This is a genomic window from Cystobacter fuscus (assembly GCF_002305875.1).
Lineage (GTDB): Bacteria > Myxococcota > Myxococcia > Myxococcales > Myxococcaceae > Cystobacter > Cystobacter fuscus_A.
The window spans coordinates 7,857,742-7,882,835 of the sequence record NZ_CP022098.1; the positions used below are offsets into that span (position 1 = coordinate 7,857,742).

At 70.0% G+C, this 25,094-nt stretch carries 21 protein-coding genes; 9 read left to right on the forward strand and 12 right to left on the reverse strand.

Annotation, left to right across the window (positions count from 1 at the left end):
* The first annotated feature begins 78 nt into the window (after positions 1-78).
* Complete coding sequence (locus tag CYFUS_RS51890; RefSeq protein ID WP_095988609.1) at positions 79-849, forward strand: energy transducer TonB; 771 nt, start codon at positions 79-81, stop codon at positions 847-849.
* 16 nt (positions 850-865) lie between these two features.
* On the opposite strand, the gene CYFUS_RS31635 is transcribed toward CYFUS_RS51890, so the two are convergent.
* Entirely contained in the window at positions 866-1,351 is a 486-nt protein-coding gene (locus CYFUS_RS31635; protein ID WP_157758781.1) for a hypothetical protein, read from the reverse strand.
* A 371-nt stretch (positions 1,352-1,722) separates the two neighbouring features.
* Here CYFUS_RS31635 and modB point away from each other — a divergent pair, with 371 nt between their 5' ends.
* A complete protein-coding gene (gene modB, locus CYFUS_RS31640) occupies positions 1,723-2,400 on the forward strand; it encodes a molybdate ABC transporter permease subunit (protein WP_095988611.1) in 678 nt (225 codons plus the stop codon).
* The gene (locus CYFUS_RS31645) at positions 2,382-3,470 is read left to right on the forward strand and encodes an ABC transporter ATP-binding protein (protein ID WP_095988612.1); all 1,089 of its coding nucleotides are present in this window, start codon (positions 2,382-2,384) and stop codon (positions 3,468-3,470) included. The genes modB and CYFUS_RS31645 overlap by 19 nt, the downstream gene beginning before the upstream one ends.
* Before the next feature lie 24 nt (positions 3,471-3,494).
* Here the strand turns inward: CYFUS_RS31645 and CYFUS_RS31650 are convergent, their stop codons facing one another.
* Both CYFUS_RS31650 and CYFUS_RS31655 read right to left on the reverse strand, forming a co-directional pair.
* The gene (locus CYFUS_RS31650) at positions 3,495-4,286 is read right to left on the reverse strand and encodes a WecB/TagA/CpsF family glycosyltransferase (protein WP_095988613.1); all 792 of its coding nucleotides are present in this window, start codon (positions 4,284-4,286) and stop codon (positions 3,495-3,497) included.
* Between the two features lie 139 nt (positions 4,287-4,425).
* Positions 4,426-5,115 carry a helix-turn-helix transcriptional regulator gene (locus CYFUS_RS31655; RefSeq protein ID WP_020918720.1) on the reverse strand — a complete coding sequence of 230 codons (690 nt, stop codon included), beginning with the start codon at positions 5,113-5,115 and terminating at the stop codon, positions 4,426-4,428.
* Between the two features lie 475 nt (positions 5,116-5,590).
* On the opposite strand from CYFUS_RS31655, the gene CYFUS_RS31660 reads away from it, so the two are divergent.
* Both CYFUS_RS31660 and CYFUS_RS31665 read left to right on the forward strand, forming a co-directional pair.
* Positions 5,591-6,355: an RDD family protein gene (locus tag CYFUS_RS31660; RefSeq protein ID WP_095988614.1), complete on the forward strand. Its 765-nt coding sequence runs from the start codon at positions 5,591-5,593 to the stop codon at positions 6,353-6,355.
* A gap of 1 nt (position 6,356) precedes the next feature.
* Complete coding sequence (locus CYFUS_RS31665; protein ID WP_095988615.1) at positions 6,357-7,337, forward strand: stage II sporulation protein M; 981 nt, start codon at positions 6,357-6,359, stop codon at positions 7,335-7,337.
* On the opposite strand, the gene CYFUS_RS31670 is transcribed toward CYFUS_RS31665, so the two are convergent.
* Positions 7,283-7,801, reverse strand: coding sequence for a J domain-containing protein (locus CYFUS_RS31670; protein ID WP_232536933.1), 519 nt, complete (start codon positions 7,799-7,801; stop codon positions 7,283-7,285). The genes CYFUS_RS31665 and CYFUS_RS31670 overlap by 55 nt on opposite strands.
* Before the next feature lie 162 nt (positions 7,802-7,963).
* Between CYFUS_RS31670 and proC the strand changes: the two genes are divergently transcribed.
* The 4 genes from proC (at position 7,964) to CYFUS_RS31690 (ending at position 11,268) form a co-directional block, all read left to right on the forward strand.
* Positions 7,964-8,791 (forward strand): pyrroline-5-carboxylate reductase, encoded by an 828-nt coding sequence (gene proC, locus CYFUS_RS31675; RefSeq protein WP_095988616.1) that lies wholly within the window; start codon positions 7,964-7,966, stop codon positions 8,789-8,791.
* Positions 8,792-8,812: 21 nt separating this feature from the next.
* Positions 8,813-9,340, forward strand: coding sequence for a DivIVA domain-containing protein (locus tag CYFUS_RS31680; RefSeq protein ID WP_095988617.1), 528 nt, complete (start codon positions 8,813-8,815; stop codon positions 9,338-9,340).
* Between the two features lie 98 nt (positions 9,341-9,438).
* Complete coding sequence (locus CYFUS_RS31685) at positions 9,439-10,596, forward strand: peptidase MA family metallohydrolase (RefSeq protein ID WP_095988618.1); 1,158 nt, start codon at positions 9,439-9,441, stop codon at positions 10,594-10,596.
* A gap of 153 nt (positions 10,597-10,749) precedes the next feature.
* Positions 10,750-11,268 carry a hypothetical protein gene (locus tag CYFUS_RS31690; protein WP_095988619.1) on the forward strand — a complete coding sequence of 173 codons (519 nt, stop codon included), beginning with the start codon at positions 10,750-10,752 and terminating at the stop codon, positions 11,266-11,268.
* A gap of 267 nt (positions 11,269-11,535) precedes the next feature.
* Here CYFUS_RS31690 and polA read toward each other — a convergent pair whose 3' ends face one another.
* The 8 genes from polA to CYFUS_RS31730 form a co-directional block, all read right to left on the reverse strand.
* Positions 11,536-14,211 carry a DNA polymerase I gene (gene polA, locus CYFUS_RS31695; protein WP_095988620.1) on the reverse strand — a complete coding sequence of 892 codons (2,676 nt, stop codon included), beginning with the start codon at positions 14,209-14,211 and terminating at the stop codon, positions 11,536-11,538.
* A gap of 65 nt (positions 14,212-14,276) precedes the next feature.
* On the reverse strand, positions 14,277-16,493 hold the full coding sequence (locus CYFUS_RS31700) for an FHA domain-containing protein (protein ID WP_095988621.1): 2,217 nt from the start codon (positions 16,491-16,493) through the stop codon (positions 14,277-14,279).
* A 7-nt stretch (positions 16,494-16,500) separates the two neighbouring features.
* Positions 16,501-18,243 carry an ATPase, T2SS/T4P/T4SS family gene (locus tag CYFUS_RS31705; RefSeq protein ID WP_095988622.1) on the reverse strand — a complete coding sequence of 581 codons (1,743 nt, stop codon included), beginning with the start codon at positions 18,241-18,243 and terminating at the stop codon, positions 16,501-16,503.
* A gap of 170 nt (positions 18,244-18,413) precedes the next feature.
* Positions 18,414-19,862 carry a type II and III secretion system protein family protein gene (locus CYFUS_RS31710; protein WP_095988623.1) on the reverse strand — a complete coding sequence of 483 codons (1,449 nt, stop codon included), beginning with the start codon at positions 19,860-19,862 and terminating at the stop codon, positions 18,414-18,416.
* 29 nt (positions 19,863-19,891) lie between these two features.
* The gene (locus tag CYFUS_RS31715; RefSeq protein WP_095988624.1) at positions 19,892-20,428 is read right to left on the reverse strand and encodes an A24 family peptidase; all 537 of its coding nucleotides are present in this window, start codon (positions 20,426-20,428) and stop codon (positions 19,892-19,894) included.
* A gap of 143 nt (positions 20,429-20,571) precedes the next feature.
* Complete coding sequence (locus CYFUS_RS31720) at positions 20,572-21,465, reverse strand: FHA domain-containing protein (protein ID WP_095988625.1); 894 nt, start codon at positions 21,463-21,465, stop codon at positions 20,572-20,574.
* Positions 21,466-21,525: 60 nt separating this feature from the next.
* Positions 21,526-23,541 carry a hypothetical protein gene (locus tag CYFUS_RS31725; RefSeq protein ID WP_198316204.1) on the reverse strand — a complete coding sequence of 672 codons (2,016 nt, stop codon included), beginning with the start codon at positions 23,539-23,541 and terminating at the stop codon, positions 21,526-21,528.
* Positions 23,542-23,549: 8 nt separating this feature from the next.
* A complete protein-coding gene (locus CYFUS_RS31730) occupies positions 23,550-24,974 on the reverse strand; it encodes a YncE family protein (RefSeq protein WP_095988627.1) in 1,425 nt (474 codons plus the stop codon).
* Between the last annotated feature and the right edge of the window lie 120 nt (positions 24,975-25,094).

Here is a 25,094-nt window from a genome sequence, read left to right on the forward strand (position 1 = left end):
CGAAGACATGGACGGCCCAAGGCCACGCCGTCCGCGCGACTCCGTAGGTTGTGAGGTGTCAGCCACGGAGGGCGTCACATGTTCCAGTCGGTCATCCAGCAGTCGGCAGCGGGCAGGGGTCGGTTCGGCACGGGCATCTGGGTTTCCCTGTTGGTGCACGCGGGAGTGCTCGGCGGCGCGCTGCTCCTGTCGAAAGCCAACCACGAGGCCGCTCCCCCGAAGGAGCCGGACGTCTTGATCTTTCAACACCACCCCTCGGGCCCACCGCGGCCACAGACGGCTTCCCCTCGACCCGAGCAGAAGTCCGCCTCGCCCAAGGTGGCCGACAAGAAGCCCCCGACGCCCCGGAAGACGTTGCGCCAGCCCACGCTCATCCCACCCCCTCCCCCGCTCGAGCCGCAGCCGGTGGAGCCCGAGCCGGCGGAGCCCACGCCCTCGGACGCGGAAGCGAGCAGCGAGCCCACGGCTTCGCCCCTGGGAAGCGCCATCGGCGAGGTGATTGGGGACACCGCGTGCCGGAATTGCCCCGTGGGGCCCGCGAACCAGGGCACGGGCGAGGAAGTGATTCCCTTCGGCGCCGGCATGACGCCCCCGCAACTGCTCTCCGAGGGCGTGCCCGTGCGCTACACGTCCGATGCGCTCCAGGCGGGGGTGCGTGGGCTGCTCATCGCCAAGTGCATCATCACCAGTAACGGACAGGTGGACGACTGCCACGTCATCAAGGGCCTGCCCTTCATGGATCAGGCGGTACTCGAGTCGCTCGAGAGCCGCCGCTACCGCCCGGTGACCTTCCAGGGCAAGCCGGTCAACGCGCTCTACACCTTCAACGTGAAGCTCCAGATGCAGTAGTCCCCGAGGCCTGGCCCTACGGGGGGCCCTTGTCGGCCCGCGACCCTTGCTTCGCATCCGCCATGGTGGGCCCCACGGCCTGCGCCGGGTCCACCGTCACCGGGACGGAGACGACGCGCTGGTTGCCCGCGAAGTCCGCGGCGCGCAGGTACAGGGAATGGCCGCCGCCCTTCACGGCGGAGAGATCGTGACGACCCTTGTAGGTCATCGTCTCCTTCTCCAGCTTCAGCGGCGTCCAGACCCCCAAGGAGGAGTCGAGCTGGTACTCCACCCGGCGCACCCCCGCGCCCGTGGGGCCATCATTCGCCTGGACGGCGATCTCCAGGTACCCCTGGAGCGCATCACCCGTGGGATGGAGGACCGTGACATTCGGTGCCGAGGAGTACAGACCCAGCATGGCGGCCAGGAGGTGTGCGCCGACCACGCACAGAACACCCATCGACGGGGCCCACGTCGTCCAGACGGCCGGCCTGACATGACTGTGCTTGGAGGTGGTTGCCATGCCCTTCCCCAAAGCCAGAAGCGTGCCGGACCCGGTTCGCCCGCGCCCTCGTGAGCGCCTCTTGCCGAGCCCCTCCTTTCTTTCGGGAAAACAGAGGGTTGCCCGGTCTGTCCGGGTTGAAGACTCCCCGCGTCAATCCACCCCCCCGGAGTCTCCCGGAGCGACGCGGAACTTCTTACCGGGACACTCCCGAACAGTCTGGAAGAAACTCCATCATCCCCCCCGCCGGAGGCACGTTCCCGCCCCCTCGGGCCCGGGGGAGCGCGACGCGGGAGAAGCGAGGGACAGTGTGGGGTCCGAGACGGTCGAAAACCGGGGCCTTGACGGCCACTCGCGGATAAGACGTCCGGACCCCGGGAACGAGAGGACGCGTGGACCCGACCGCCCTGCTGTTGAGCCTGCGCCTCGCGGGCTGGACGACGATGCTGCTGCTTCCGCTGGGGTTGCCCATCGCCTGGTGGCTCGCCCGTTCTCGGTGGCGGTGGAAGTTCCTGCTCGAGGCCCTGGTCGCGCTCCCGCTGGTGCTACCCCCCACGGTGCTCGGCTTCTACCTGCTGCGGGCCATGGGCCCCCGGGGTCCGCTGGGACCCGCCTTCGAGGCGCTCTCCGGACACCCCCTGCCCTTCAGCTTCGAGGGCCTGCTGCTCGCCTCGGTGCTCTCCAGCCTGCCCTTCTCCGTCCAGCCCTTCACGGCCGCGCTCGCGGGCGTGGATCCCCGCCTCATCGAGGCCTCGTGGTGCCTGGGCGTGTCCCGCGCGCGCACCTTCTTCCGGGTGGTACTGCCCCTGGCGGCCACGGGCATCCTCTCCGGCATGGTGCTCACGTTCGCGCACGCGCTGGGGGAGTTCGGCGTGGTGCTGATGGTGGGCGGCAACCTCCCGGGCCACACGCGCACGGCCTCCATCGCCATCTACGACGCGGTGCAGGCGCTGGACTATGACGCGGCGGGGAGGATGTCGCTCGTGCTGCTCGTCGTGTCGTTCGTCGTGCTGGCCCTCACCCAGGGGCTGCGCCGTGGGAGGGAGGGCGCATGGACGCGGCGCTCCTGATCGACTTCGAGCAGCGCTTCCAGGAAGGCCCCACCATCCAGGCCCACCTGACGCTGCCCGCCACGCCGGGCCGGGTCGCGGTGCTCTTCGGCCCCTCGGGCGCGGGGAAGACCACGGTGCTGCGCGCCCTGGCGGGGCTGGCCAGGCCCGAGCACGGCCGCATCCTCTTCCACGGGGAGACGTGGTGTGACTCGAGCGCCCGCGTCTTCCTGCCCCCCCAGGCGCGGCGCATCGGCTTTCTCTTCCAGGACTACGCGCTCTTCCCCCACCTCACCGCGGAGCAGAACGTGCAATTCGGCCTCGCGCACCTGCCCGTGGCCGAGCGCCAGGAGCGCTCGCGCGTCCTCTTCTCGCTGCTGCACCTGGAGGGACTGGAGCGCCGGGGCGCGCGCGAGCTGTCCGGAGGCCAGCAGCAACGGGTGGCCCTGGCGCGGGCGCTCGCCATCCGCCCGCGCCTGCTCTTGCTGGACGAGCCCCTGTCGGCGCTGGACGCGCCCTCGCGCGAGGGGCTCCGGGGCGAGCTGCGGCGGCTGCTGCGCGAGCTGGGCGTGCCCACCGTGGTGGTGACGCATGATCGGCTCGAGGCGCTCGCGCTGGGAGACGATCTCGTCGCCATGGAGCAGGGCCGGGTCTGCCAGGTGGGGCCGGTGGCCGACGTGTTCAACCACCCGGCCGAGCTCGCGGTGGCGCGGATGACGGGGATTGAAACCGTGCTGCCGGGCCGGGTGGTGCGGCGCGAGGCGGGGCTGGCCACGGTGGAGGTGGGCCCCCACTCCCTGCTCGCCCTGGAGTCCACGCCCGGTGGGGACGCCGTCTTCGTCTGCCTGCGCGCGGAGGACGTCACCCTCGGCCCGCCCGAGGCCACGCCCACCAGCGCGCGCAACCGGCTGGCGTGCACCGTGGTCTCGCTCGTGCCCGAGGGTGCCCTGGTGCGCGTGGCGCTCGACGCGGGCGTGCCCCTGGTGGCCCGGGTGACACGGCTGTCCCGCGAGGAGCTGGGGCTCGCCGAGGGACGCGCCGTCACCGCTTCCTTCAAGGCGCCCGCCGTGCGGCTCGTTCCCCGCCCGTGAGCGCCCCCCAGCGCCCGGCCACGCTCAAGTGGCGCGTGCGTGGGCGAGCACCCGCTGGAACGCCAGCCGCTGGAGCAGCCACCGCCACGGCGAGCGCAACGCACCGCGGGCACGCGCCCCGCCGCGCCCGTCCAGCAAGGACTCCATGGCCGAGCCCACTCCCAGCAGCACCGCCCCGTGCAGCCGCTGGGCCGCGTGCTGGCAGAACAGCTCCTGCTTGGGCGTGTCCATGGACACCCACACCAGATCGGGCCGCGTGAGCTCGATGCGATCGATCAAGGTGTCCACCCACGGCCCCCGGCCATCCTCCGGCACGTCCGGCGCGGCCACGCCCACCGCCAGCAGCCCATACCGGTCGCGCAGCGCACCCGCCGCCCACTCCGAGAGCTTCGGACGCTCGGCCACCACGACGACGCGCCAGGCCCGCTCCCGCGCCAGGGCCGCCAGCGGCGGCAACCACTGCGCGCCCGCTCGCGGCTCCAGGGAGAGCGCGGGCACCCCCAGGCGCCCGGCGGCGCGGATCATCGCGGGGCCTCCCGCCAGCGACAACTCCGCGGTGGTGAGCGCCGAGCGCAACACCTCGTCGCGCTCGGCGCGCACCACCTGCTCCACGTCCGGCAGGAGGATACGTCCCCCCTGGCCGCCTGTGACGAGTCCCTCGATGGCTCGGAGCACTTCATCCAACCGGCCCAGGTCCAGGGGGACGTGTCCGATGCGCACCCGCGGCAAGCCGCCCGCGGGGCTCTTGTCGAACCGCCAGGGCCTGGACGGAACGAGTCCAGCCCGTGCCGTCACCAGCCTCATCACCCCACGCATGACCCGCCTCCTCCTGACGCCCTCCAAGGGGACGACACAGTGGTGTCGCGCACCCTGATCTGCCAGGGGAGTCTGACGTTCTCGGTTCCAGGGGCTGACAAGTGTGTGACGAGTTCGCCCCGGCCGGATTCGTCCAACGCTACAGATCCGGCGGCGGCCGGACGCCCAGGTGGCAGGCGCGCAGCGCGAGCTGGGTACGGTTCTCCGCGCCCAGCTTCCGGTAGAGCTGGGTCACGTGGGACTTCACCGTGCGCTCGGCGATCTGCAGGTGCGCGGCGATCTTCAGGTTGTCCGCGCCTCCGGCCACGTAGGCGAGCACCTCGCGCTCACGCTGCGTGAGCGTGAGCAGCACGCTCGCGGTGGCGTTGGTCACGGGAGAATGCTCGAAGTCGTTGCGCAGCAGTTGCACCGGAAAGAGCCGCTCCCCGCGCACCAGGGCGTTGACGGCCGTGCACACCGCGTTGGACGTGAGGCTCTGCCGGAAGAGATAACCCGAGGCCCCTTCATCGAAGCACTGGGAGATGAAGTCCTGGGCGTTGGCCGAGGACAACACCAGCATCCGCACCTCCAGCCGGCGCTTGCGCGCCTCGCGCAGGAGGTTGAGCCCCTCCATGCTCGAGCAACCCATGCCCGAGTCTCCACCGGGCTCCACGTCCAGGATGGCCACCTGCGGAGGATCCGTGCCGATCCCATCCAGGAGCGTGCGCGCGTCGCGCGTCACCCACAGCAGGTTGAGACCTTCACCCTTCAACCCGTCGGCCAGGCCCTGCCAGGCCGCCCAGGGTCCTTCCAACAAGCCAACGCGCACATCCGCTTGATTCGCTGCCATGTGAGGGCCCCCCAGCCATCATGGCGTACTGCCCATTTTTTTTAGTGAAACCAACCCACCTCTGGGTCCGGCCCGCATCCCACGCGATCTCGAGATGAATCGTGCGCGTTGTGGCTCGCGAGGATGCCCGACCCGACCGTCGACTGCTACTGCGTGCTGCGTACCTCCGTCGTCCATTGGACGACTTCACTCCCAAACTACCACCCGGATGAAACCACCACCCGGAAGACCGCGATACGACCGTGGTCCTCAAGAACCAGCGGCATGACGAATGGCCATCCCTCGTCCCGCTGTCCAGCCACGGCGACGTGCCCGTGCCGCGCGACTGTGCACGGGCGAACCCATGGGCCTGGGTAGATGTTGGGCGGCGGGCACTGGCCCCCTTCCCCGGAGCGTGTCCGAACAGGACAGCCCTCCGTTCCCGGGGAACGAGAAGCCACGCCGGCGTGGCCATTCCGAGTAGTCTTCCCAACACATGAGCTCCCCCGCCTCCCCCAGCCTGGACGTCGCCACGCCCGAGCGCGTGTCGCTCTCCCTCCCCGTGGCCGGCATCGGCTATCGGTGTCTGGCGTACCTGGTGGACCTGGCCCTGCTCTTCTCCTTCTGGGTGCTCGCCTACTTCGTCTTCACCCTGCTGGTGAGTGACGTCGTCGGCTTCTTCCAGGGCCTGTCCGGCCTGGTGCGCACACTGATGGTGTTGGGCGTGTTCGCCACCCAGTGGGTGTACTGGACGCTGTGCGAGGTGCTGATGGGGGGCCAGACGCCCGGCAAGCGGCTCGTCGGCATCCGCGTGGTGCGCGTGGATGGCTCGCCCGTGGGCGTGCTGGAGAGCGCGGTGCGCAACCTCCTGCGCGTGGTGGACTCCTTCCCGCTCATCTACGCCGTCGGGTGTCTGAGCGTGCTGCTCACGCGCCAGCACCGGCGGCTGGGAGACCTGCTCGCCGGCACCCTGCTGGTGCGCGAGGAGCGCATCGACCTGGACAAGTACACCGCCACGGCCGCGCCCTCCGTCGCGCTCCCGCCCGCCGGCGCCACGGCGAGACTCACCTCGGGGGACGTGGAGCTCATCCTGTCCTTCCTCGCGCGGGCGCCCTGGCTCGAGCCGGCCGCGCGCACCCGCCTGGGCACGCGCCTGGTGGAGCGCTATGGCGGGCTCGACGCGCAACAACGCGCCACGCTGCTCGCCGCACCTGGGGGCGCCGAGTCCTTCCTGCGCGCGCGCGTCCAGGCGGAGCGCTGACGTGGCCTCCTCACTGCCCGCCTTCGTCGCCCGCCGCCGTCCGGACTGGCAATCGCTCGAGGCGCTGCTCACCCGACAGCGCGCGGGCACCCTGCGCCTGGAGGAGTTGCGCACGCTCGACGTGCTCTACCGGCGGGCGGCGGCGGACCTCGCCCACGCGCAGACCTTCCACCCGGGCACCGACGTCCACCGCTTCCTCAACCAGTTGTGCGCCCGGGCCTATGCCGCCATCTACCAGCCTCCGCGCGAGCGCTGGGCGGCCCTGCTCGCCTTCTTCCGCCGGGACTTCCCGCGCACCCTGCGCGCCCACGGCGCCTTCGTGGCCGCGAGCGCCGGCCTGTTCGTGCTCGGCATCCTCCTGGGCGCGGTGGTGGTGCTGCTCGAGCCCCGGGGCGCGGAGCTGCTCGTCCCCGAGAACCTGCGCGACTACATCTCGCGCAAGCAGCTGTGGACCGACGGCCTCTTGTCGGTGACCCCACCGGGCGCGGTGGCCTCGGGCATCGCCACCAACAACCTCACCGTCACCATCGTCACCTTCGCCTCGGGGCTGCTGCTCGGCCTGGGCACGGTGTTCGTGCTCCTCAACAACGGCGTGCACCTGGGCTCGGTGGCCGCCCTGTGCGTGCACGAGGGGCTGGGCGCCAAACTGTTCGACTTCATCGCCGCCCATGGGCCCGTGGAGCTGTCCATCATCGTCATCGCCGGGGGCGCGGGGCTGCGCGTGGGTCAGACGCTCATCGATCCCGGCGAGCTGCCCCGGGGCCAGGCCCTGGTGCTGCGCGGGCGCGAGTCCGTCAAGCTCGTGCTCGGGTGCGCCCCCTTCCTCGCCCTCATCGCCGTGGTGGAGGGCTTCATCTCCCCGGGCGACTTCTTCCCCGGGTGGGTGAAGGCCTCCCTGGGGCTCGCGCTGGGGGCGCTCTTCTGGGGCTACCTGCTGCGCGCCGGCAACGCCGGGCCCCGCGCGGGCACCGAGGCCGGCTGACGCACCGGCGTGCGCGCGCGCTGGCGGTGGCCGAGGATCTTCTCGTACGCCACGTTCAACTCCCGCATCTTCGCCTCGCAGCCGCCCCGGTCCGGGTGCTGCGCCAGCGCCAGCTCGCGGAAGCGCGCCCGCACCACCTCGATGGAGTCCGTCGGCGACACGCCCAGCACCTGGTGCGGATCCTGCTCGTCCAGCGCCGCCAGCCACGCCTCCAGCTTGTTCTTGGCCGCCAGGAAGCGCGCGTCCGCGTCCGTCTTGTCCTTCACCGGGTGGGTGCGCATCTTCGCGTCCGCGCGGAACACGTCCGTGTAGGTACTCGACACCCAGCGGTGGCACGAGCCGCAGCGGAAGTACTTGATGCTCGGTCCCTCGTGACGCGCCATGCGCACCCCACAATAGGTGCACTCGACTTCCACGTTTTCCAGGGTCCGCCAGTTCCAGCTCGTCCCAACCGCCGCGCTCATGGGTGCATCCACCTCGGTGTGTGTCCAGGCGCTACAGGTTCGTAGCGGGCGGCAAGGTCTCACGATCGGATCCCCTGTCAAAAAAATGAGCGGGGGGCGAGGTGGAAAAATCCGCTCACACCCGGCGTCCGTCGGGGGCCATTCCGCGCTAGAACCCGGCGGATGCTCGAACGGACCATCGCCTTCATCGGCGCCGGCAACATGGCCGAGGCGCTCATCAAGGGGCTGTTGCGCGCCGGCACCGCGCGGCCCGACTCCATCATCGCCACCGGACGCCGCGGGGAGCGGCTGGACACCCTGCAGCGCACCTACGGGGTGCGCACCACCCTGGACAACGTCGCCGCGGTGCGCGAGGCGGACGTGGTGGTGCTCGCCGTCAAGCCCCAGGCGCTCGACAAGGTGCTCATCCAGGTGGCGCCCGCGGCGGACCAGAAGAAGCTCTTCATCTCCGTGGCGGCCGGCGTGCCCATCTCCGTGATGGAGCGGCGGCTGGGCCAGGGCGTGCGCGTCATCCGCACCATGCCCAACACCCCCTCGCTGGTGGGCATGGGCGCCTGCGCGCTCGCCCCCGGGGAACACGCGAGCGAGGAGGACATGGCCGTGGCCAGCCGCGTCTTCCAGTCCGTGGGCATCACCACCGTGGTGGAGGAGAACCTCCTGGACGCCGTCACCGGCCTGTCCGGCAGCGGCCCCGCCTACATCTTCCTCGTCATCGAGGCGCTCTCGGACGCGGGCGTGAAGGTGGGCCTGCCGCGCTACACCGCCCAGAAGCTCGCCGCGCAGACGGTGCTCGGCAGTGCCCAGCTGCTCATCGAGACCAACGCCCACCCCGGCCAGCTCAAGGATCAGGTGACGAGCCCCGGCGGCACGGCGATCGCCGGCCTGCATACCCTGGAGGCAGGCGGGCTGCGCACCACGCTCATCAACGCCGTGGAGGCGGCCACGCGCCGCTCCCGGGAGCTGGGGGAGCAGTTCCTGGAGAAGTCCTAGGGCTGGCCTATACTCGGGGTCATGAAGCTCACCCCGCTCGACATCCGGCAGAAGCGCTTCGAGGCCGCCCTGCGCGGCTTCTCCAAGCGAGAGGTGGAGGCCTTCCTGGAGCTCATCGCGGGTGAGTTCGAGGAGGTGGTCAAGGAGAACATCGGCCTGAAGGAGGAGCTCAAGCGCACCCAGCTGCGGCTGGAGCAGCACCTCGAGCGCGAGCGCACCCTCCAGGAGACGATGGTCACCGCCCAGCGCATCAGCGAGGACATGAAGGCCGCGGCCAAGAAGGAAGCGGAGATCATCCTCGCGGACGCCGAGCACCAGGCGGAGAAGATCGTCCACGGCGCGCACCAGCGGCTGGTGCAGGTGGTGGAGGACATCAACGAGCTCAAGCGCCAGCGCACCCAGTTCGAGTCCCAGGTGAAGTCCGTGGTGGAGGCGCACCAGAAGCTGCTCGAGACGTTCAGCGGGCGCACCTTCGCGGACAAGGACTACGCGCGCGTCGAGGACAACGTGGCCTATCTCACCCAGAAGAAGGCGCAGAGCGGCGAGTAGTCCCCCATGTGACGCCGCGCGTCGCGAGCGCGGACGGCACGGAGCTTGGCGCGGCGCGGGCCCAGGCTGCTATGTCTTCGGGCACGTGAGGCCCGCCCATGCGCCACCTGCTCCTGCTCCTGTTGCTGTTGCTCCCGCCCCGGGTGTGGGCCCAGGAAGAGGTCGTCGGTCCGCGGCTTGAAGCGGGCCATGCCCAGGGCCACGTGGAGCCCGCCCTGGTGCCCACGGCCCCGCCCAGGCTGGTGGTGGGCGCGGTGGACACGCCCCGCTTCCACATCCTCTACACCGCCCGCTCCCAGGAGTCCGCGCGCCAGCTCGCCAGCGGCATCGAGTCCATCCGCGACGCCTTCGTGAGCGTGCTGGGGCGCGACTGGCCCGGGACGACGGAGGTGCGCGTGGGCATGGGACGCGAGGAGTTCGAGGCGCTCGCGCTGCCCGGGGGCGAGCCGCCGGGCTGGGCGGTGGCGCTCGCCTACCCCTCCCACCGCATCATCCTGCTCAACGCGCAGACGCTCGCGGGGCCCGAGGGCCAGGTGACGCTGCGGCACGAGCTGGCGCACGTGGCGCTCGGGCAGCTCGCGCCGAGCTGGCCGCGCTGGTTCCAGGAAGGGCTCGCGCAGCACCTCACCGGGGAGAACCTGTCCATGACGCACTACGCGGCCCTCTTCAGCGCGGTGGCGCAGGAGAAGGTGTTCCGCTTCGAGCACCTGGCCGAGGAGTGGCCGGATCTCCCCTCGGACGTGGAGATCGCCTACGCGCAGAGCGCGGCCTTCGTGGCGTGGCTCGCGTCGCACTACGGCCCCGAGGGCATGGGCCGGCTGGTGGACGAGGTCGCCACGGGCCAGCCCTTCGAGCAGGCCTTCGGCAAGGCCTTCCACACCTCGCTGTGGGTGGAGGAGCAGGCGTGGCGCGAGGGACTGGCGGCCCGCTACGGCTGGCTCCCGCTCACCACGAGCACCTCCCTGTTGTGGCTGCTCATCATCGTGCTCAGCGCGGGGGCGTACCTGCGGCTGCGCGCCATCAAGGAGCAGCGGCTCATCGAGATGGACGCGCGCGAGGCCGCCGAGGAAGCCGCCATGCGCGAGGCGCTCGAGGCGGAGCTCGCCCAGCAGCGCGCCGCCCTGGTGCCCCCGGACCTGGCCTCCACTCCGAGCGCGCCCGAGACGCTGGAAATCCCCGAGTGGTACGAGCCCGGCAACGAGCGCGACGAGGACGAGGACACGGCTCCCCGTCCGGCGAAGCCCACCGTGCACTGAGTTCCCCCCTCCACGGGTAGAATCTACAGAGCCGGGCGCGGCGGCACCCCGGTGCTCCACGCCAAGTGGCTGAATTCATTGTCCATCGGCCGTGCGAAGCCGTTGGCCAGCGCCTTGCTTAAGCCCCGGACATCAGTGGGGAGGAGAGGCGTCATGGCGGAGCACGCACGGCGAAGGGCAGGGGTGGCGAGGGTGTTCGTGGGGCAGCCCGAGCGGCTCGCGGCGGCATGGCGCCGGATGCGCTTCGCGGAGGCCCGCAAGGACGGCTCTCCTCCCCGCAACCAATTGGAGAGCGTGGTGGAGCCCTTCATCCGCGAGGTGGGCCGCACGCTGGAGGGCGTGGGGGGCAGTGCCTGGAGCCGGACGCGCGCGGTGCTGCGGCTGTCGTCCCGGCGCGGCTCGCGGGTGCTGAATGACGAGTTCACGGCGCTGCGCCGCTGCATGCTGGACGCGGTGGAGACGCTCGGCGGAGGAGACGCGGAGCGCGCGGTGGTGAACCAGGCGCTGGACGAGGCGGTCCGCTCGACGCAGGAGCTGGTGGAGCACCTGGCCAATCCGTTCGCGCCCGAGCCGCGGGTGCCGTTCGCGGGGCTCGTCGTGCAGTGCTTCGAGAAGCCCGCCCGGGCGCGCGAGAAGACGCACCCCGGGGAGAAGCACGCACCGGTGCATTGAGTTTTTTTCGAGGGTTTTGTCGAGGGGTTGGTCGACCCGTCCGGCTTGACGCCTCCCCCGCTCGGGGGGCGGTGTCCGGGGCCGGCGGTTGAAGGGGGCTGCGCCGACGGGCCCATGGGGGGGCCCGAGGCGCTCACGGGGCGCGTTCCCGTACGGGGGTTCGGCGAGCGCGCACGGTATGGCCGCTGAAAGCCGCGGAGGCGGGGGTCTCCGCGAGCCTTTCTGACGGCCGGGCGGGTCGACTCTTTTTCCGGGCGGGCGCGTGCGTCAGTGCGCGTCCGCCCACGTGTTTCCGGCCCCCACTTCCACCTTGAGCGGCACCTTGAGCGTCATCACCGCGCCCATGCACCGGCGCGACAGCTCCTTCACGGCCTCCACCTCGTCGTCGGGCGCCTCGAAGAGCAGTTCGTCGTGCACCTGCAGCAGCATCCGCGTGCGCAGCTTCTTGCGGGCCAGCTCCGCGTCCACCTCCAGCATCGCCTTCTTCATGAGGTCGGCCGCCGTGCCTTGAATCGGCATGTTGATGGCGGCGCGCTCGGCGGCCTGCACCACCTGGCGGTTCTTCGCGCTCAGGTCCCCCATGGGCCGACGCCGTCCGAAGAGCGTCTCCACGTAGCCCCGCTCGCGCGCCACCCGCACCGTCTCGTCCAGGTAGCGCTTGATGCCGGCGTAGCGCGTGAAGTAGCGCTCGATGATGTCGCGCGCCTCCTCCTCGGGGATGTTCAGGCGCGTGGACAGGCCGTAGGGCGACAGGCCGTAGGCGATGCCGAAGTTGACCATCTTCGCCACCCGGCGCTGCTCCTTCGTCACCTCCGCCTGCGGCACGCCGAAGACCTCCGCCGCGGTGCGGCTGTGGATGTCCTCGTCCCGGGAGAAGGCGTCCAGCAACACCTCGTCCTCGGCGATGTGCGCGAGCAGCCGCAGCTCGATCTGGCTGTAGTCCGCGGAGACGAGCTGGTGGCCCTCGTCGGCGATGAAGGCGCGGCGGATCTCCATGCCCAGCTCGGTGCGGATGGGGATGTTCTGCAGGTTCGGATCCGACGAGGACAGGCGCCCCGTGGCCGTGGCCGCCTGGTGGAAGGTGGTGTGCAGGCGCCCGTCCCTCGTCACCAGCTCCGGCAGCGTGTCCAGGTAGGTGCTCTTGAGCTTGGACAGCGAGCGGTACTCGATGATGGCGCGCGGCAGCGCGTGCTTCTCGGCGAGCTTCTCCAGCACCTCCTGGTCCGTGGACGGGCCCGTCTTGCCGCGCTTGAGCACCGGCAGCTCCAGCTTCTTGTAGAGCACCTCCGCGAGCTGGGGGTTGGAGCCCACGTTGAACTCGGTGCCCGCGAGCTGGTGGATCTCCTTCACCTTGGCGTCGCACTCGGTGCCCACCTTCTCGGAGATCTTCCGCAGCGTCGCCACGTCCACCTTCACGCCCCGCTCCTCCATGCGCGCGAGGATGGGCACGAGCGGCACCTCCAGCTCCCTGGCGAGCCGGTTGAGGCCCAGGGGCTCCAGCTCCTCCTGGAGCCCGGGCACGAGCCGCCGCGCCACGTCCGCGCGCACCGCGTACGCCACGGCCACCTCCCCGGGCGAGAAGTCCTTCAGGGGCCGCGGCTTGCGTCCGCCCGTGGCGGGCAGCTCGGGCAGGTCCACCTGCATCCGCTCGCGGGCGAGGAACTCCAGGGAGTGGTCGCGCCGCGACGCATCCAGCAGGTAGCTCAACAGCTCGACGTCGTCCTCCCCTCCCCGCAGGTGGATGCCCTCGCGCGAGAGCAGGAGCCACAGCGCCTTGAGGCCGTGCCCGCCCTTCTTCACCCCCTCGTCCTCCAGCACATCCGCGAGCGCGCGCTTGAAGTCCGCGGGCTTCGCCTGCTCCACGCCCAGCCCCTCGTGGCGCAGGGGCACGTAGCGCGTGGTGCCGTCCGGCAGCGCCACCCCGAGCCCCACCAGCGTGGCGGACAGGGGCAGACCCTCGTAGGCGGGAAAGAGCGTCACCCGCCCCGCCTGACGGATGGCCGCGGCGAGCGCCTCGAGCGCCTCCTTCGTGGTGACCTGCTCCGTCTCCATCTGGAGCTTCGTGGGCTCGCGGGCGGGCAGCTCCTTGAGCAGCGCGGAGAACTCCAGCTCGGTGAAGAGCGGGCGCAGGAGCTCCTCGCGCAGGGGCTGGCGCACGAGCTGGGGGATGCTCGCGTCCAGCTTCAGGTCCGTGCGGAACGTCACCAGGTCGCGCGCGAGCAGCAGGCTGTCGCGGTGCGCCTCCAGGGCCGCGCGCATCTTCGGCTTCTTCACCTCGGTGAGCCGCGAGAGCAACGCGTCCACGCCGCCAAACTGGGTGAGCAGCTCCACCGCGCTCTTCGGGCCGATGCCCGGCACCTTGGGCACGTTGTCGATGGCATCCCCGATGAGCGCCAGGTAGTCGCGCATCTGCGCGGGCTCGATGCCCAGGCGCTCCTTCACCTCGGCGGGATCCGTGTAGCGCTCGTTCTGCGGATCATAGAGGTGCACGTGCTCGGAGACGATCTGCACGAAGTCCTTGTCCCCGGTGACGACGAGCACGTCGAAGCCCTCGGCCACGGCGCGCTGGGCCAGGGTGCCGATGACGTCGTCCGCCTCCCAGCCGGCCACCTCGAGGATGGGCAGCGCGAGCCCCTCCACCACCCGGCGGATGTAGGGGAACTGCTGGGCCAGGTCCTCGGGCATCGCCTTGCGGTTGGCCTTGTAGTTGGGATCGATCTTCTGGCGCTCGGCGCGGCTCTCCTTGTCGAAGGCGAGCGCCACGTGGGTGGGCTCGAGCTCCCGGAGCGCCTTGAGCACCTGGCGGGTGAAGCCCAGGGTGGCATTGGTGGGAATCCCCTGGCGGGTCGTCAGGGGGGGAATGGCGTGATAGGCGCGGAAGATGAAGCTGGAGGCGTCGATCAGGACGAGGCGGGGCGCGCCATTCGAAGGAGGGGGGACCATGGGCTCGGCCTTAACCGAGCCCACGGCCCTCTGTCCACGTTGGTAGGAAGCTCAGACGCTACCCGTCAACACCCGCTCTGCTTCTTCTGCTCGGCGACCTTCTCCGCCATGCCGTCGTTGGGCACGGCGTATTCCAGGACGAGGTCCAGCTCCTGGCACGACTGGGCGGACTTGAAGGCCTTGAGGGCGCGCGTGGAGCACCGGCCCACGTCCGAGTTGAGATCCGTGTTGCCCGCGTAGAAGCTGAAGCCCAGCTTCCAGATGCGGCAGGCCCGGCGCCCGTCTCCGCGCTCGTCCCAGTACTTGCCGCGGGTGATGGCCTTGGCGGCCATGTCCTGCTGGATGTTGCGGCGATAGAAGGACGGACGCGACTCGAACAGGTTGTCCATCAGCCGCTTGTCCACGCCCAGCGCCTCCTGGAGCGACTCGGCGGCCTTCTCCACGTCCTCGCTCTGCAGGTGGCCCTGGCCGATCTTGAAGAGCTGATCCACGTTGTTCACGTCCGCGATCATCTTGTCCGCGTCCGCGTGGTACTGGGCCATCTCGTAGTTGTTGCGCAGCCGCTGCAGCGTGGCGACGGCCTCGTTGCCGCGTCCGCCCCAGTAGTCCAGCATCGCCTCGTACATGAACTTGTTGGAGAAGCGCTGCTTGAAGGCCTCCTCCACCACCTTGCGGGGATTGGGCGCCGCGTCGTCATCCATGAAGATGTCCGACACGGGGCAGTGCCAGGGCTCGGCGTTGGGATCCAACCTCTGCCGGGCGTTGAGGAAGTCCACGTAGAGCTTGTTCTTCGGCCGCCACTCGGTGCGGCCCAGGCGCCGGCGCGAGTCGATCACGAGGGTGAAACCGATGGGCGGCTCCAGCTCCTCGCGCGCCATCTTCTGGCAGGCGAATCCCATGTAGCGCTCGCACCGGGGCACCGCCGCGCTCCACTGGGCGTCGCGCACGTAGCGCTTGCAGTCGTCCTCGGAGCGCTTCATCACCTGGAGCACCGCCTCCTGCACCTTGGGCTTGGCCCGGCGGAAGTAGGTGCTCTCCTTGGGAATCTTCTTGAAGAGATCCAGCGCCTCCTCGTCCTTGCCGCGCTGGAGCGCCTTGATGCCCTGGGCGAAGTGCTCCGAGGCGGGCTTCTCCAGCGTGATGCGCTTCATGAGGGAGACGGCCTCGGAGTTGATGGGGTCGAGGTTCAGCACCTTCGAACAGGCCGCCTCCGCCCGGCCCCAATCCGGCTCGCCGCCCATCTCCATGGAGGAGTAGGAACGGCACTGGCTGAGCAACTCCTGGATCTGCTCGGAGGGATCCGCGGCGGGCGCGCTCCCGGAGGCCAGGGCCCTCGAGCCACCCTCCTCCGAGCCTCCCGTGGTGCTCTTGATGATTCCCGCCACCAGCAGCACGCCCACCACACTGGCGGCCACGACGAGCAACCGCTTGCGCGAGGCCGCCGCGGGTGCCACCTCCGAGCCAGCCTCGGCGCGCGAGGCGCGGCCCTTCCTGGCTGGCGCGGAGCCGGTGCGCTCGACCACCACCTCCACCATGCCGAAGGTGATGACGTCGCCGGGTTGCAGCTCCATGGGCTCGTGGGGGCTCACCCGCTCGCCATTGAGCAGCGTGCCGTTGGCACTGCCCAGGTCGCGCAGCACCGGACCGTCTGGAGTGAGCTCCACCTCGGCGTGCCGGCGGCTCACCGAGTCGTCGTCGAGCAACACCGTGGCGGGCGCCTGCCGGCCCGCGACCAGCTTGCTCTGGAGCGGGAACTTCTGGTTGGCCCAGGGACCCGTGAGGCCCTTGAGCACGAACCCGCCCTCGTCCTCCTTCTCCCCGTCCGCGTTGTCCTCCGGGGCAGGCGCCGCGGCGGACGCGGGCCGCCGGGCGAGCGCCGAGGGAGGTCGCTTTCCGGCGGGGATCGACCGGGTGGGCGCGGGCCTCGCGCCACCGGGCGCCGCGCCTGCCTCGCCCGCGGGCTTCGCGCTCCGGCGTGCCCCGGCGGGCCGGGCGGGCGCCTTGAGCCGCAGGGCGTAGTCGCCCAGCACCACCTCCGACGTGGGCGTGAGGGCCGTGGCGCCGGTGATGCGCTGGCCATCCACGAAGGTGCCATTGGCGCTTCCCACGTCCTCCACCATCACCGAGCCGTCTTCCTCGAAGAAGCGGGCGTGGCGACGCGACACACCGCCCTCGGCGAGGACCAGATCGTTGGTGCCGTCCTGGCGGCCGACCCTCAGCTCGCCAGACAGTTCATGCTCGCTCTCGCTGCCGTCGGGATGACGGATGACCAGGGTAGGCATGATGGGGTCAGTCCTCGCGGAAGATGCTCATGTTGACGGGGATGCCCTTGCGCTGCAGGTCGTCATAGAACTTGGGCACGAAGCCGCTCGCCACGTACCGGCCGCGCACCTTGCCCTCGTCCGTGAAGCCTTCCTGCTTGTAATAGAAGATGTCCTGGAGGGTGACGATGTCCACCTCCATGCCGGCGATCTCCGTGATGAAGCAGATCTTGCGCGTGCCGTCGGAGAAGCGCGTCTGCTGCACGATGATGTGCACCGCGCTGGCGATCTGCTCGCGGATGGCCTTCACCGGCAGCTCCATGCCGCTCATGAGCACCATCGTCTCCAGCCGGGCGATGGCGTCGCGTGGCGTGTTGGCGTGCAGCGTGGTGAGCGAGCCGTCGTGGCCCGTGTTCATCGCCTGGAGCATGTCCAGCGTCTCGCCCGCGCGGCACTCGCCCACCACGATGCGGTCGGGCCGCATGCGCAGGCAGTTCTTCACCAGATCGCGGATGGTGATGGCGCCCTTGCCTTCCAGGTTGGGTGGACGGCTCTCCAGTTGCACCCAGTGATCCTGCGGCAGTTGCAGCTCGGCGGCGTCCTCCACCGTGACGATGCGCTCGTCCTCGGGGATGAAGGAGCTGATGATGTTGAGCGTCGTCGTCTTGCCCGAGCCCGTGCCGCCCGAGATGACGATGTTCTTGCGCGCCTTGACGCACATCTCCAGGAACTCGGCCATCTGCGCCGTGACGGTCTTGAACTTGATGAGATCCTGGATCTTCAGCGAGTCCTTCTTGAACTTGCGGATGGTGATGCAGGGGCCCTTGAGCGCCAGCGGCGGGATGATGGCGTTGACGCGGCTGCCGTCCTTGAGGCGCGCGTCCACCAGGGGGCTGGACTCGTCGATGCGCCGGCCGATGGGCGCCACGATCCGCTCGATGACCCCGAGCACCGCCTGGTTCGAGCTGAACGTCTTCTCGCTCAGCACGAGCTTGCCCTTGCGCTCGATGTAGATCTGGTTGGCGTGGTTGACCATGATCTCGCTGATCTCATCCGACGCGAGGAACGCCTCCAGGGGCCCCAGGCCCAGCGCCTCGTTGATGACGTCGGTGAGCAGCTCCTCGCGGTCCACCTCGGGCGGCAGCTCTCCGTCCGCCTCCATCTGATCGATGATGTCGCTGATGGCCTTCTCGGTGCGCCGCCACAGCTCGTCGTCCCCGAGCCTGTCCATGTCCATGCGGCGCAGGTCGAGGTACTCGATGAGCCGATCGTGGATCTCCTTCTGAAGCCGGGTGTAGGCCTCCACCCGGGGATCAATCCGCTTCCTGTTCTTGGCGAGCGCCGAGGCGAGCGAGGCGGGCATGCGCGCGTTGGCTTCCTGCTGCGCGGGCGGCTCCTCCTCGTAGGGCTCTTCCTCGACGGGCTCCTCGTCGTAGTACTCCTCCTCGGGAGGCGCCGTGCGCGTCTGGGAGGCCTCCTCCTCGAGCGCCTCCACGTTGAGGATGTAGTCGCCGATGGAGATCTGATCGGTCGGCTTGACCACCTGCGGCCCGGCGATCTTCTTGCCGTTCACGAAGGTGCCGTTGGTGGACTTCATGTCCACGACGATGAACTTGCCGTCCTTGGCGATGATCTTCGAGTGGTACTTGGAGACATTGCCCTTGGCGAGGCGGATGTCGTTGCCATCCAGGCGACCGATGGTGATCTCGTTCTTCTCGAACTCGATCTGCTCGGTGCCGCCACCCTTCTCCTCGAGCGTAATCAGAAACATGGGCGCGGATGCTACCAAGCGACCCCGGGCAGCACCAAGGGGACATGACGCGCCGCCACGGGCCCGCCCGCTCTCCTGAACGCGCCGAGGCCGGCCCCCCCTCCCTCGCGGAGGATGGAGACCGGCCTCGGGCCGCCCGGAGGGCGGGCGGGGAACCTGGGGTTGGGACCTCAGTCGAAGATGTTGAAGGAGACCTCGGAGCGCGCCTGCTTGTAGCGGCTCTTCACGTCCTCGATGAGGGTGTGGATCTTGTCCGAGTCGGGCGTGACGATGCGCGGGGTCACGAAGATGACGAGCTCGCGCTTGGTGGAGTCGAACGCGCGGTTCTTGAAGATCTCCCCGATGATGGGGATGTGGCCCAGGCCCGGCAGCTTGGAGACGGCCTTCTGCTCGTCGTGGCTGAACACGCCGGACAGGACGATCGTCTCGCCGTGGCGCACGGTGACGTTCGTCTTCACCTTGCGGGTGCGGAAGCCGGGGATGGCCGCCGAGCCACCGATGGAGACGGCCACCGAGGTGTCCAGCTCGCTCGCCTCGGCCTCGATCTCCGTCTGGATGTTGCCGTTGCTGTCCGCGGTGGGGCGCAGGTTGAGGATGACGCCGTAGGGCTTGTACTCCACGGAGAACTGGTTCTGGGTGATGAGGGGGATGGGCACCTCGCCGCCCGCGAGGAACTCGGCCTTCTCGCCGCTGGCGCACACCAGCTTGGGCTGGGCCAGGAGCCGGCCGTAGCCGTCATTGCCCTGGAAGCCCACGGCGAACTCCGCGCCGGCCGCCAGCGACGCCATGCCCGCGCCCGAGCCGAAGGTGCCCGGGAAGAGCGACTGGTTGATGGTGGCCGTGGCGGACACGGTGCCGGCGATGTCCGTGGGGTACTTGATGCCGTAGCGATCGCGCGAGTTGCGGCGGATCTCCACGAACTGCACCTCGGAGATGATCATCTTCTTGATGCCCACCACGAGCAGGTTCTCCACCTTCTCGCCCAGCGCCTTGACGAGCAGCTCCGCCTTCTGCATCTCCTGCTGGCTCTCCACCGAGCCCTCCAGGAAGATGGTGGAGCCCTGGGGGTTGACCTGCACGTTGCGCAGGCCCGCCTTCTGGAAGGCGGCGGTGAGGTTCTGCGCCACGAGCTTCTTGGCGTTGGGCGCCACCTTCACGAAGCTCTTCACGTTGGGGTAGAGCGCCGCCACCTCCTCGATGCGCGCGGCGTCCGCGGACGTGTACGCCTGCCCGTCCAGGAAGATGCGATCCCCCACGATGCGGATGCTGACACCCTCGATCTCCCCGAGCAGCTTCTTGATGTCGGAGCTGACCTCGTTGGGGTCCTGCTTGCGCACCGCGATGTTGTAGGTGACGCGCTGGCCATTGCCCTTCCACACCAGGAGCGTCGTCTTGCCCTCGCCCTGCCCGAGCACGAGCACCTGGCCGGGACCGAGCGCCTTCACCTCGGCGACCCCCGGGTCTCCGATGGAGATGCGCGTCATGCCGGGGATGGAGAGCACCTTCTGGGCGCCGATGCCCAGGTTGATGAGCGAGCTGTCCTGGGCCTGCGCGCTCGCGGCGACCAGCACGGTCAACAGGACGCCAATCGCGGCGGCCTGGGTGAAGCGTCCAAGCATCGTGAGAGTTCCTTCTCGTCGCATCCGAGCTACCCCAATCTGTCGTGCTGCCACCACATGGCCCAGAAAGTCCCCAGCGCGATCGCCACGCCATACGGGATATGGCGTCGCGGCGCGTCCACCGCGCCCTCCTGCATCCACCGCACCCGCACGGCCCAACGCCGCACCAGGTCGCCCAACGTCTCCCAGACGGCGCCGTGCCACAGCAGCGTCACCACTGCCTGCAGGGCTCCCACCAGGGAGATGAAGGCCGCCGCGGCCATCACCGCGGGAAAGCCCAACACCGCGCCCACGCCCGCCATCAACTTCACGTCCCCCCACCCCATGCGCCCGCGCACCGCCGCCGGCACCAGCACCAGCGCCAACCCCGCCCCGGACACCACCCCACTCACCAGCCCCGTCTCCAGCCCTCCCACCCCCTCGCTCGCCAGACGCACGCCCAGCGCCACCACCATCAAGGGATAGGTGACGACATCGAGGATCCGACGGCGGAGCACGTCCGTCACCACGGAGATCACCAGCGCCATGCCCAGGACGATCCACAGCGCGATGTGAGAGGGCGTCATCGAAGGCAAGCCGCCTCCCCCGGGGGAGGCGGGGAGGAGACGGCGGGCAACTAAACCAGGGAGGACCGCCATCCGTCAATCAGGCAACGGCCCAACTTCCTGAAAAGACAGCGCTCCGGTGATTCACCGGGCGTCTCCAGGCTTCATTGGTAGGTGAGCCGGACGCGCTCGCTGCAGATGAAGTACTCGTCACCGTCCTCGACCTTGCGGCGCTTGATGCGCTGCTTGTTGAACCAGGTGCCGTTGGACGAGCCCAGGTCCTCGATGAAGAAGTCGTCGCCCTCGCGGACGATGACGGCGTGCTCGCGCGACACCTTGCCGGAGTTGATGACCAGGTCGCAGTGCTTGCCGCGGCCGATCACGAAGCGCTCCTTGGTGATGCTCTGCGGCTCGGCGTTGTCCATGGACAGCAGCAGCCCGCTCACCGGCTGGTCCATGGGCTCGTCCTCGGGCGGCGCCTCGTCCTCGGGCAGCGGCTCGTCCTCGGGCAGCGGCTCGTCCTCGGGCAGGCCCAGATCCGAGTCGTGCTCGTCGGCCAGGGGCTCCTCGTCGAGCTCCTCGCGCGGCTCGTTGCTCTTGCCCTTGATGAGGCGCTCAAGCTCGGCGGCGGTCTCCAGCACGCGCTCGGCCACCTCGCGGCGGGCCGGATCATTGTCCAGGGTGTTCGCCGAGGGGCGCTCCTCGAGCCGGGGGGCGGCCCGCTGCGGAGCGGGTGCCGGCAGCGGTGTGTCCTCGCGGGGCGGAGGCGTCTTGGCGCCGCCTCCGCTCACCGGCTGCAACACGGGCGGAGCGGACCGGGCCGGGGCGGAGGGCCGCGCGGAGGCCGTGGCCGGGGCGGCGGAGGCAACCTCGGCGGGCGCCTCGGAGCGACTCGGGCGCACCTCGAGGAAGCCGTTGAGACGCGCGAACATGAACAGCGCTTGATTGATGAGCGCGTCGCGGTCCGAGCCCATCTGCTGGGCCATGTCTTCGTAGGTCTCCCACAGGTGGTCGGCGATGCCGACCTTGCGGGCAGGACGGGAATTCTGGTCAATCATCGGTTTGACTCACTCATCCAGGAGCGCCGGACGATAACAGAGCGCTCCCGGGACGCGAAATCAACGAAAGGGCACCAACGCCAGGGCGTTGGCCGCTCCGGCGACGACGGTGGACAGGTTCATCTGCAGGATGGCGTTGGCGGAGGGATAGACGATGTAGGCGAAGTCCGTGTCCCCCACCCTCGCCCGCACCACGGGTCCGGGCAGTCGGAACAGGCGGAGCGCCTCGTAGTTCACGAGGTCCACCGAGAGGATGTACGGGAAGAAATGGGACGCGGTGGTCACCACGAAGCGCTGGCCCCGGCCCACGGGGCTCTGGCGCAGGTCGCGCGTGACCGTCAGGGACACGGCCGTGCCCGTGGCCTGCCCCGCGTAGCCCGGGGGGTGGAAGAAGAAGGTGTCGGCGCGGGAGTAGGTACTGCCCGTGCCCATGCGCTGGAGGTAGTTGCCCGCGGCATCGGCGAGCACGAGCGAGCGCTCGCCCCCGGCGCGGACCTCGAAGCGCGGGTAGTCCGCGCAGGCCGCCGGCAGGGCTCCCGCGGGCGTCACCAGCGCCGTGGAGGCCGCGGGCGCGCGTTGCACCTCCCCCACGAGCACGGACTCGGCACAGGCCGGCAGGGACGAGTCCTCGGGAAGCAACACGATCAGATCTCCCGGACGCACGCTCGGCCGCGCGCTCCCATCCTCCAGGGCATCGACGATGGGGACCGTGAAGGTGGTGGTGGCCGGATCGCGCTCCAGCCGGGTGGCGTTGGGCAGCACGCCCTCGGAGATGAGCAGGTACGTCTCGTCCCGGGTGGCGCCGAAGGTGCCCGAGAAGGCGATGTCCGCCCGGCGGTCGGGGGTGGAGGGATCCACGTTGTTGCCCACGACATCCACCAGGGAGACGGTGGCGGTGGCCGTGTTCGCCGTGTCCGTGGCCGCCCAGAGCGCGCCCACGTTGAGGTGGACGAGGTTCAGGGCATCGAAGAAGAGGATGGCGCCGGTGGACAGCGGCACGATGCCCAGCAGCGGAACCGTGGCCTCGCGCTTCTCGCCCCCCTGCACGCTCAGCAGGGTGTTCGTGGACAGCGACAGGCCCATGGGCAGCCCCGAGCCCGAGTTGAGGGGCAGCATGGGGTAGCCGGTGAAGTCCTTGGCCAGAGTGCCCGTGGTGGAGTCCACCGCCAGGATGCCCGACTGACACGCGACGGCCGGGGCGGGGGCGGCGGGCTGGGTGCAGTTGGAGGGATCCAACACGCCGAAGATGCGCGCGCCCGGGGCCCGGCGCTCCGGCTGCTCGTCCTCTCCGGGCACCCGGCCGTGGGTGACGAGCTGGAGCACCTGGGCGCCCGCGAAGTCGAGCGTCGTGCGCCGCACCTTCGTGTTCACCTCCAGGATGAAGCTCGTTCCCGGGTTGCCGTACTGGCCCCGGCGCGTGGACACCGCGATCAGGTTGGGATCGGGCAGCACGAGCAGGGAACCCACCGCCTCGTCGGAAGCCAGCTCCAGCAGCAGCTCCGCGGTGAGCGGCGCCGGGGGGGAGGCCAGGGCCTGGGTGTCCGTCGTGAGCAGGGCGCGCCACAGCCGCGCCCCGGCCGGCTCCTGGGTGGCGAAGTAGAGCGTGCTCGAGCCGCCCTCCTGCCCGGTGGCGAGCGCCGCGAAGGCCGTCACCGGCCCCGAGGACACGCCGGTGAGCGTGCGCGTGTCAAGACGGGTCACCTCGCGCAGCTTGTCGGCGGCGGAGTCCACCACGGAGATGATGGCCGAGCCGCTGCTGCGCGCGTACACATAGGTGCCGGTGCGCTCGGTGCCCTCGGCGTCATAGCGCACGTCCCGCGCGAGCGCCTGGGGCCGGGGCAGCACTGGAATCGCGAGCGGCTCCAGCGGATTGGGAGCGCGCACGTAACCCCGCTTCGTCGCGTCCTCCGTCAACTGGAGCACGCGCAGCTCGTTGCGGTCCGTCGACGTGACGAACAGCAGATCATTGACCAGGGCCAGGTCGTACGTCCCCTGGAGCCCCGCGGGCAGGGCCACCGGAGTCTGCTCCGTGCACGCGCACAGCAGTGCGCCCAGGCCCAGCACCAGAGACATCATGAAGCGCTTCACTGCTGCACCTCCGTGCACGTCGCGGACTGCCCCACGTCCTGACGGGCGCCGAGATAGGCCACGAGCCGCGCGTCCTGGGGACTGTCGAGGTTGGGGATGTCGATCACCGAGATGCGTCCATCTCCGAAGTTGCTGGCGAAGATCCGCGCCGAGTTGCCCTCCCGCTGCACGTCGAGTCCGAAGGGCCGGGGCGACTCGATGCCGCGGATCTGCCCCACCGACACCTGGGCCACGACCTGCCCCACGTCCGGGTCATAGATGGCCACCACGCCCGCGTCGCTGCAGGAGACGAGCACCAGCTCCGCCCGCCCCGCCCCCCGGGGCACCAGCGTCACTTCCGTGGGGCCGAGCGGCAGTGGCACCGAGCCCACCACGGACATGCGGGGCGAATCCCCTTCACTGCCGTCCACGTTCACGATCAGCAGCGAGTCCGGCGCGCGCACGGCCATGTAGAGTCGGCGGCTGGCCGCTCCCGACACCGCGGGCCTCGCCGTCAACGCGAGCCCCCGGGAGTCGTTCGCCGCGAAGCTCAAATCCAACCCGGGATCGATCACCCGCCCGGGATTGGTCTTGTCCAGCACGCGCAGCAGGAACCGCCGGGCCGACGTGTAATTCGACGCGTACCTGTCAAACCGACCGGAGACGAACACATAGCGCTCGTCGACGACCACCGAGTTGCTGCCACCCTGGGGGAGATCCGGAATGGACAGCGAGAAGAAGTCCGACGTGGTCACCCGGGGCTCGTCGCCCGGCAGGCGCACCACGTAGGACTGGAAGGCCTTGCTCAAGCCCGACGGGGCCGACCCGGCCGGAGAGTCCGCGGCGCTCAAGTGTGTCACCCACACGTCGCCCCCCGCCCCCACTCCCACGCCGAAGGGCGCGGGCGCGCGGGGCAGATCATCCGTCTGGCCCGGAAGCTGGGTGAGCGACAACGCGCCCTCGATGCAGTTGTTGCCCGTGGTGCCCACGCAGGACAGCCGCGTCGGCTCCGGCACGTCGATGTAGTGGATGAAGTCGCCGTCGGCGCGCGCGGTCACGAAGAGGCGGGGCGCCGCGTCCGCGCGATCCCAGTAGGCGAGCTCCCCGGCGTAGCTCTGGATGAAGACCCGGGATTCGGGTAGCACGTTGAGCTGCTCGAGTGTCACCACGGGGGCGGCGGGGTTGGCGCCCGACTCGCTCAGCAGCGGCAGCCGGTTGCCCTCCGTGCCCACGCGATCCAGATCGACCGCCATGACGGTGCCCTGATCGAAGCACCGGTCGAAGTTGGCGCTCGACACGTAGAGGATGCCCCGCGTGGAACCGGCCACGGAGCGGTAGTGGATGCCGCTCGGGTAGACGAAACGATCCGTGGGCGGGGGTCGCGGCTCGGCTTCGGAGCACGCGACGAGGAAGAGCGCGAGACTGGGGAGGAGGATGCGCATGTCGGAAGGGGGGCGGAGTGTAGGAACCCCCCTCCCTTCGAGCAACTACAAAGGGGCCGGACCATTCCCGCCCCTCGGGGCGGGTGGGCCCGACGTGGGTCCGACGTGGGCCCGCTTCCC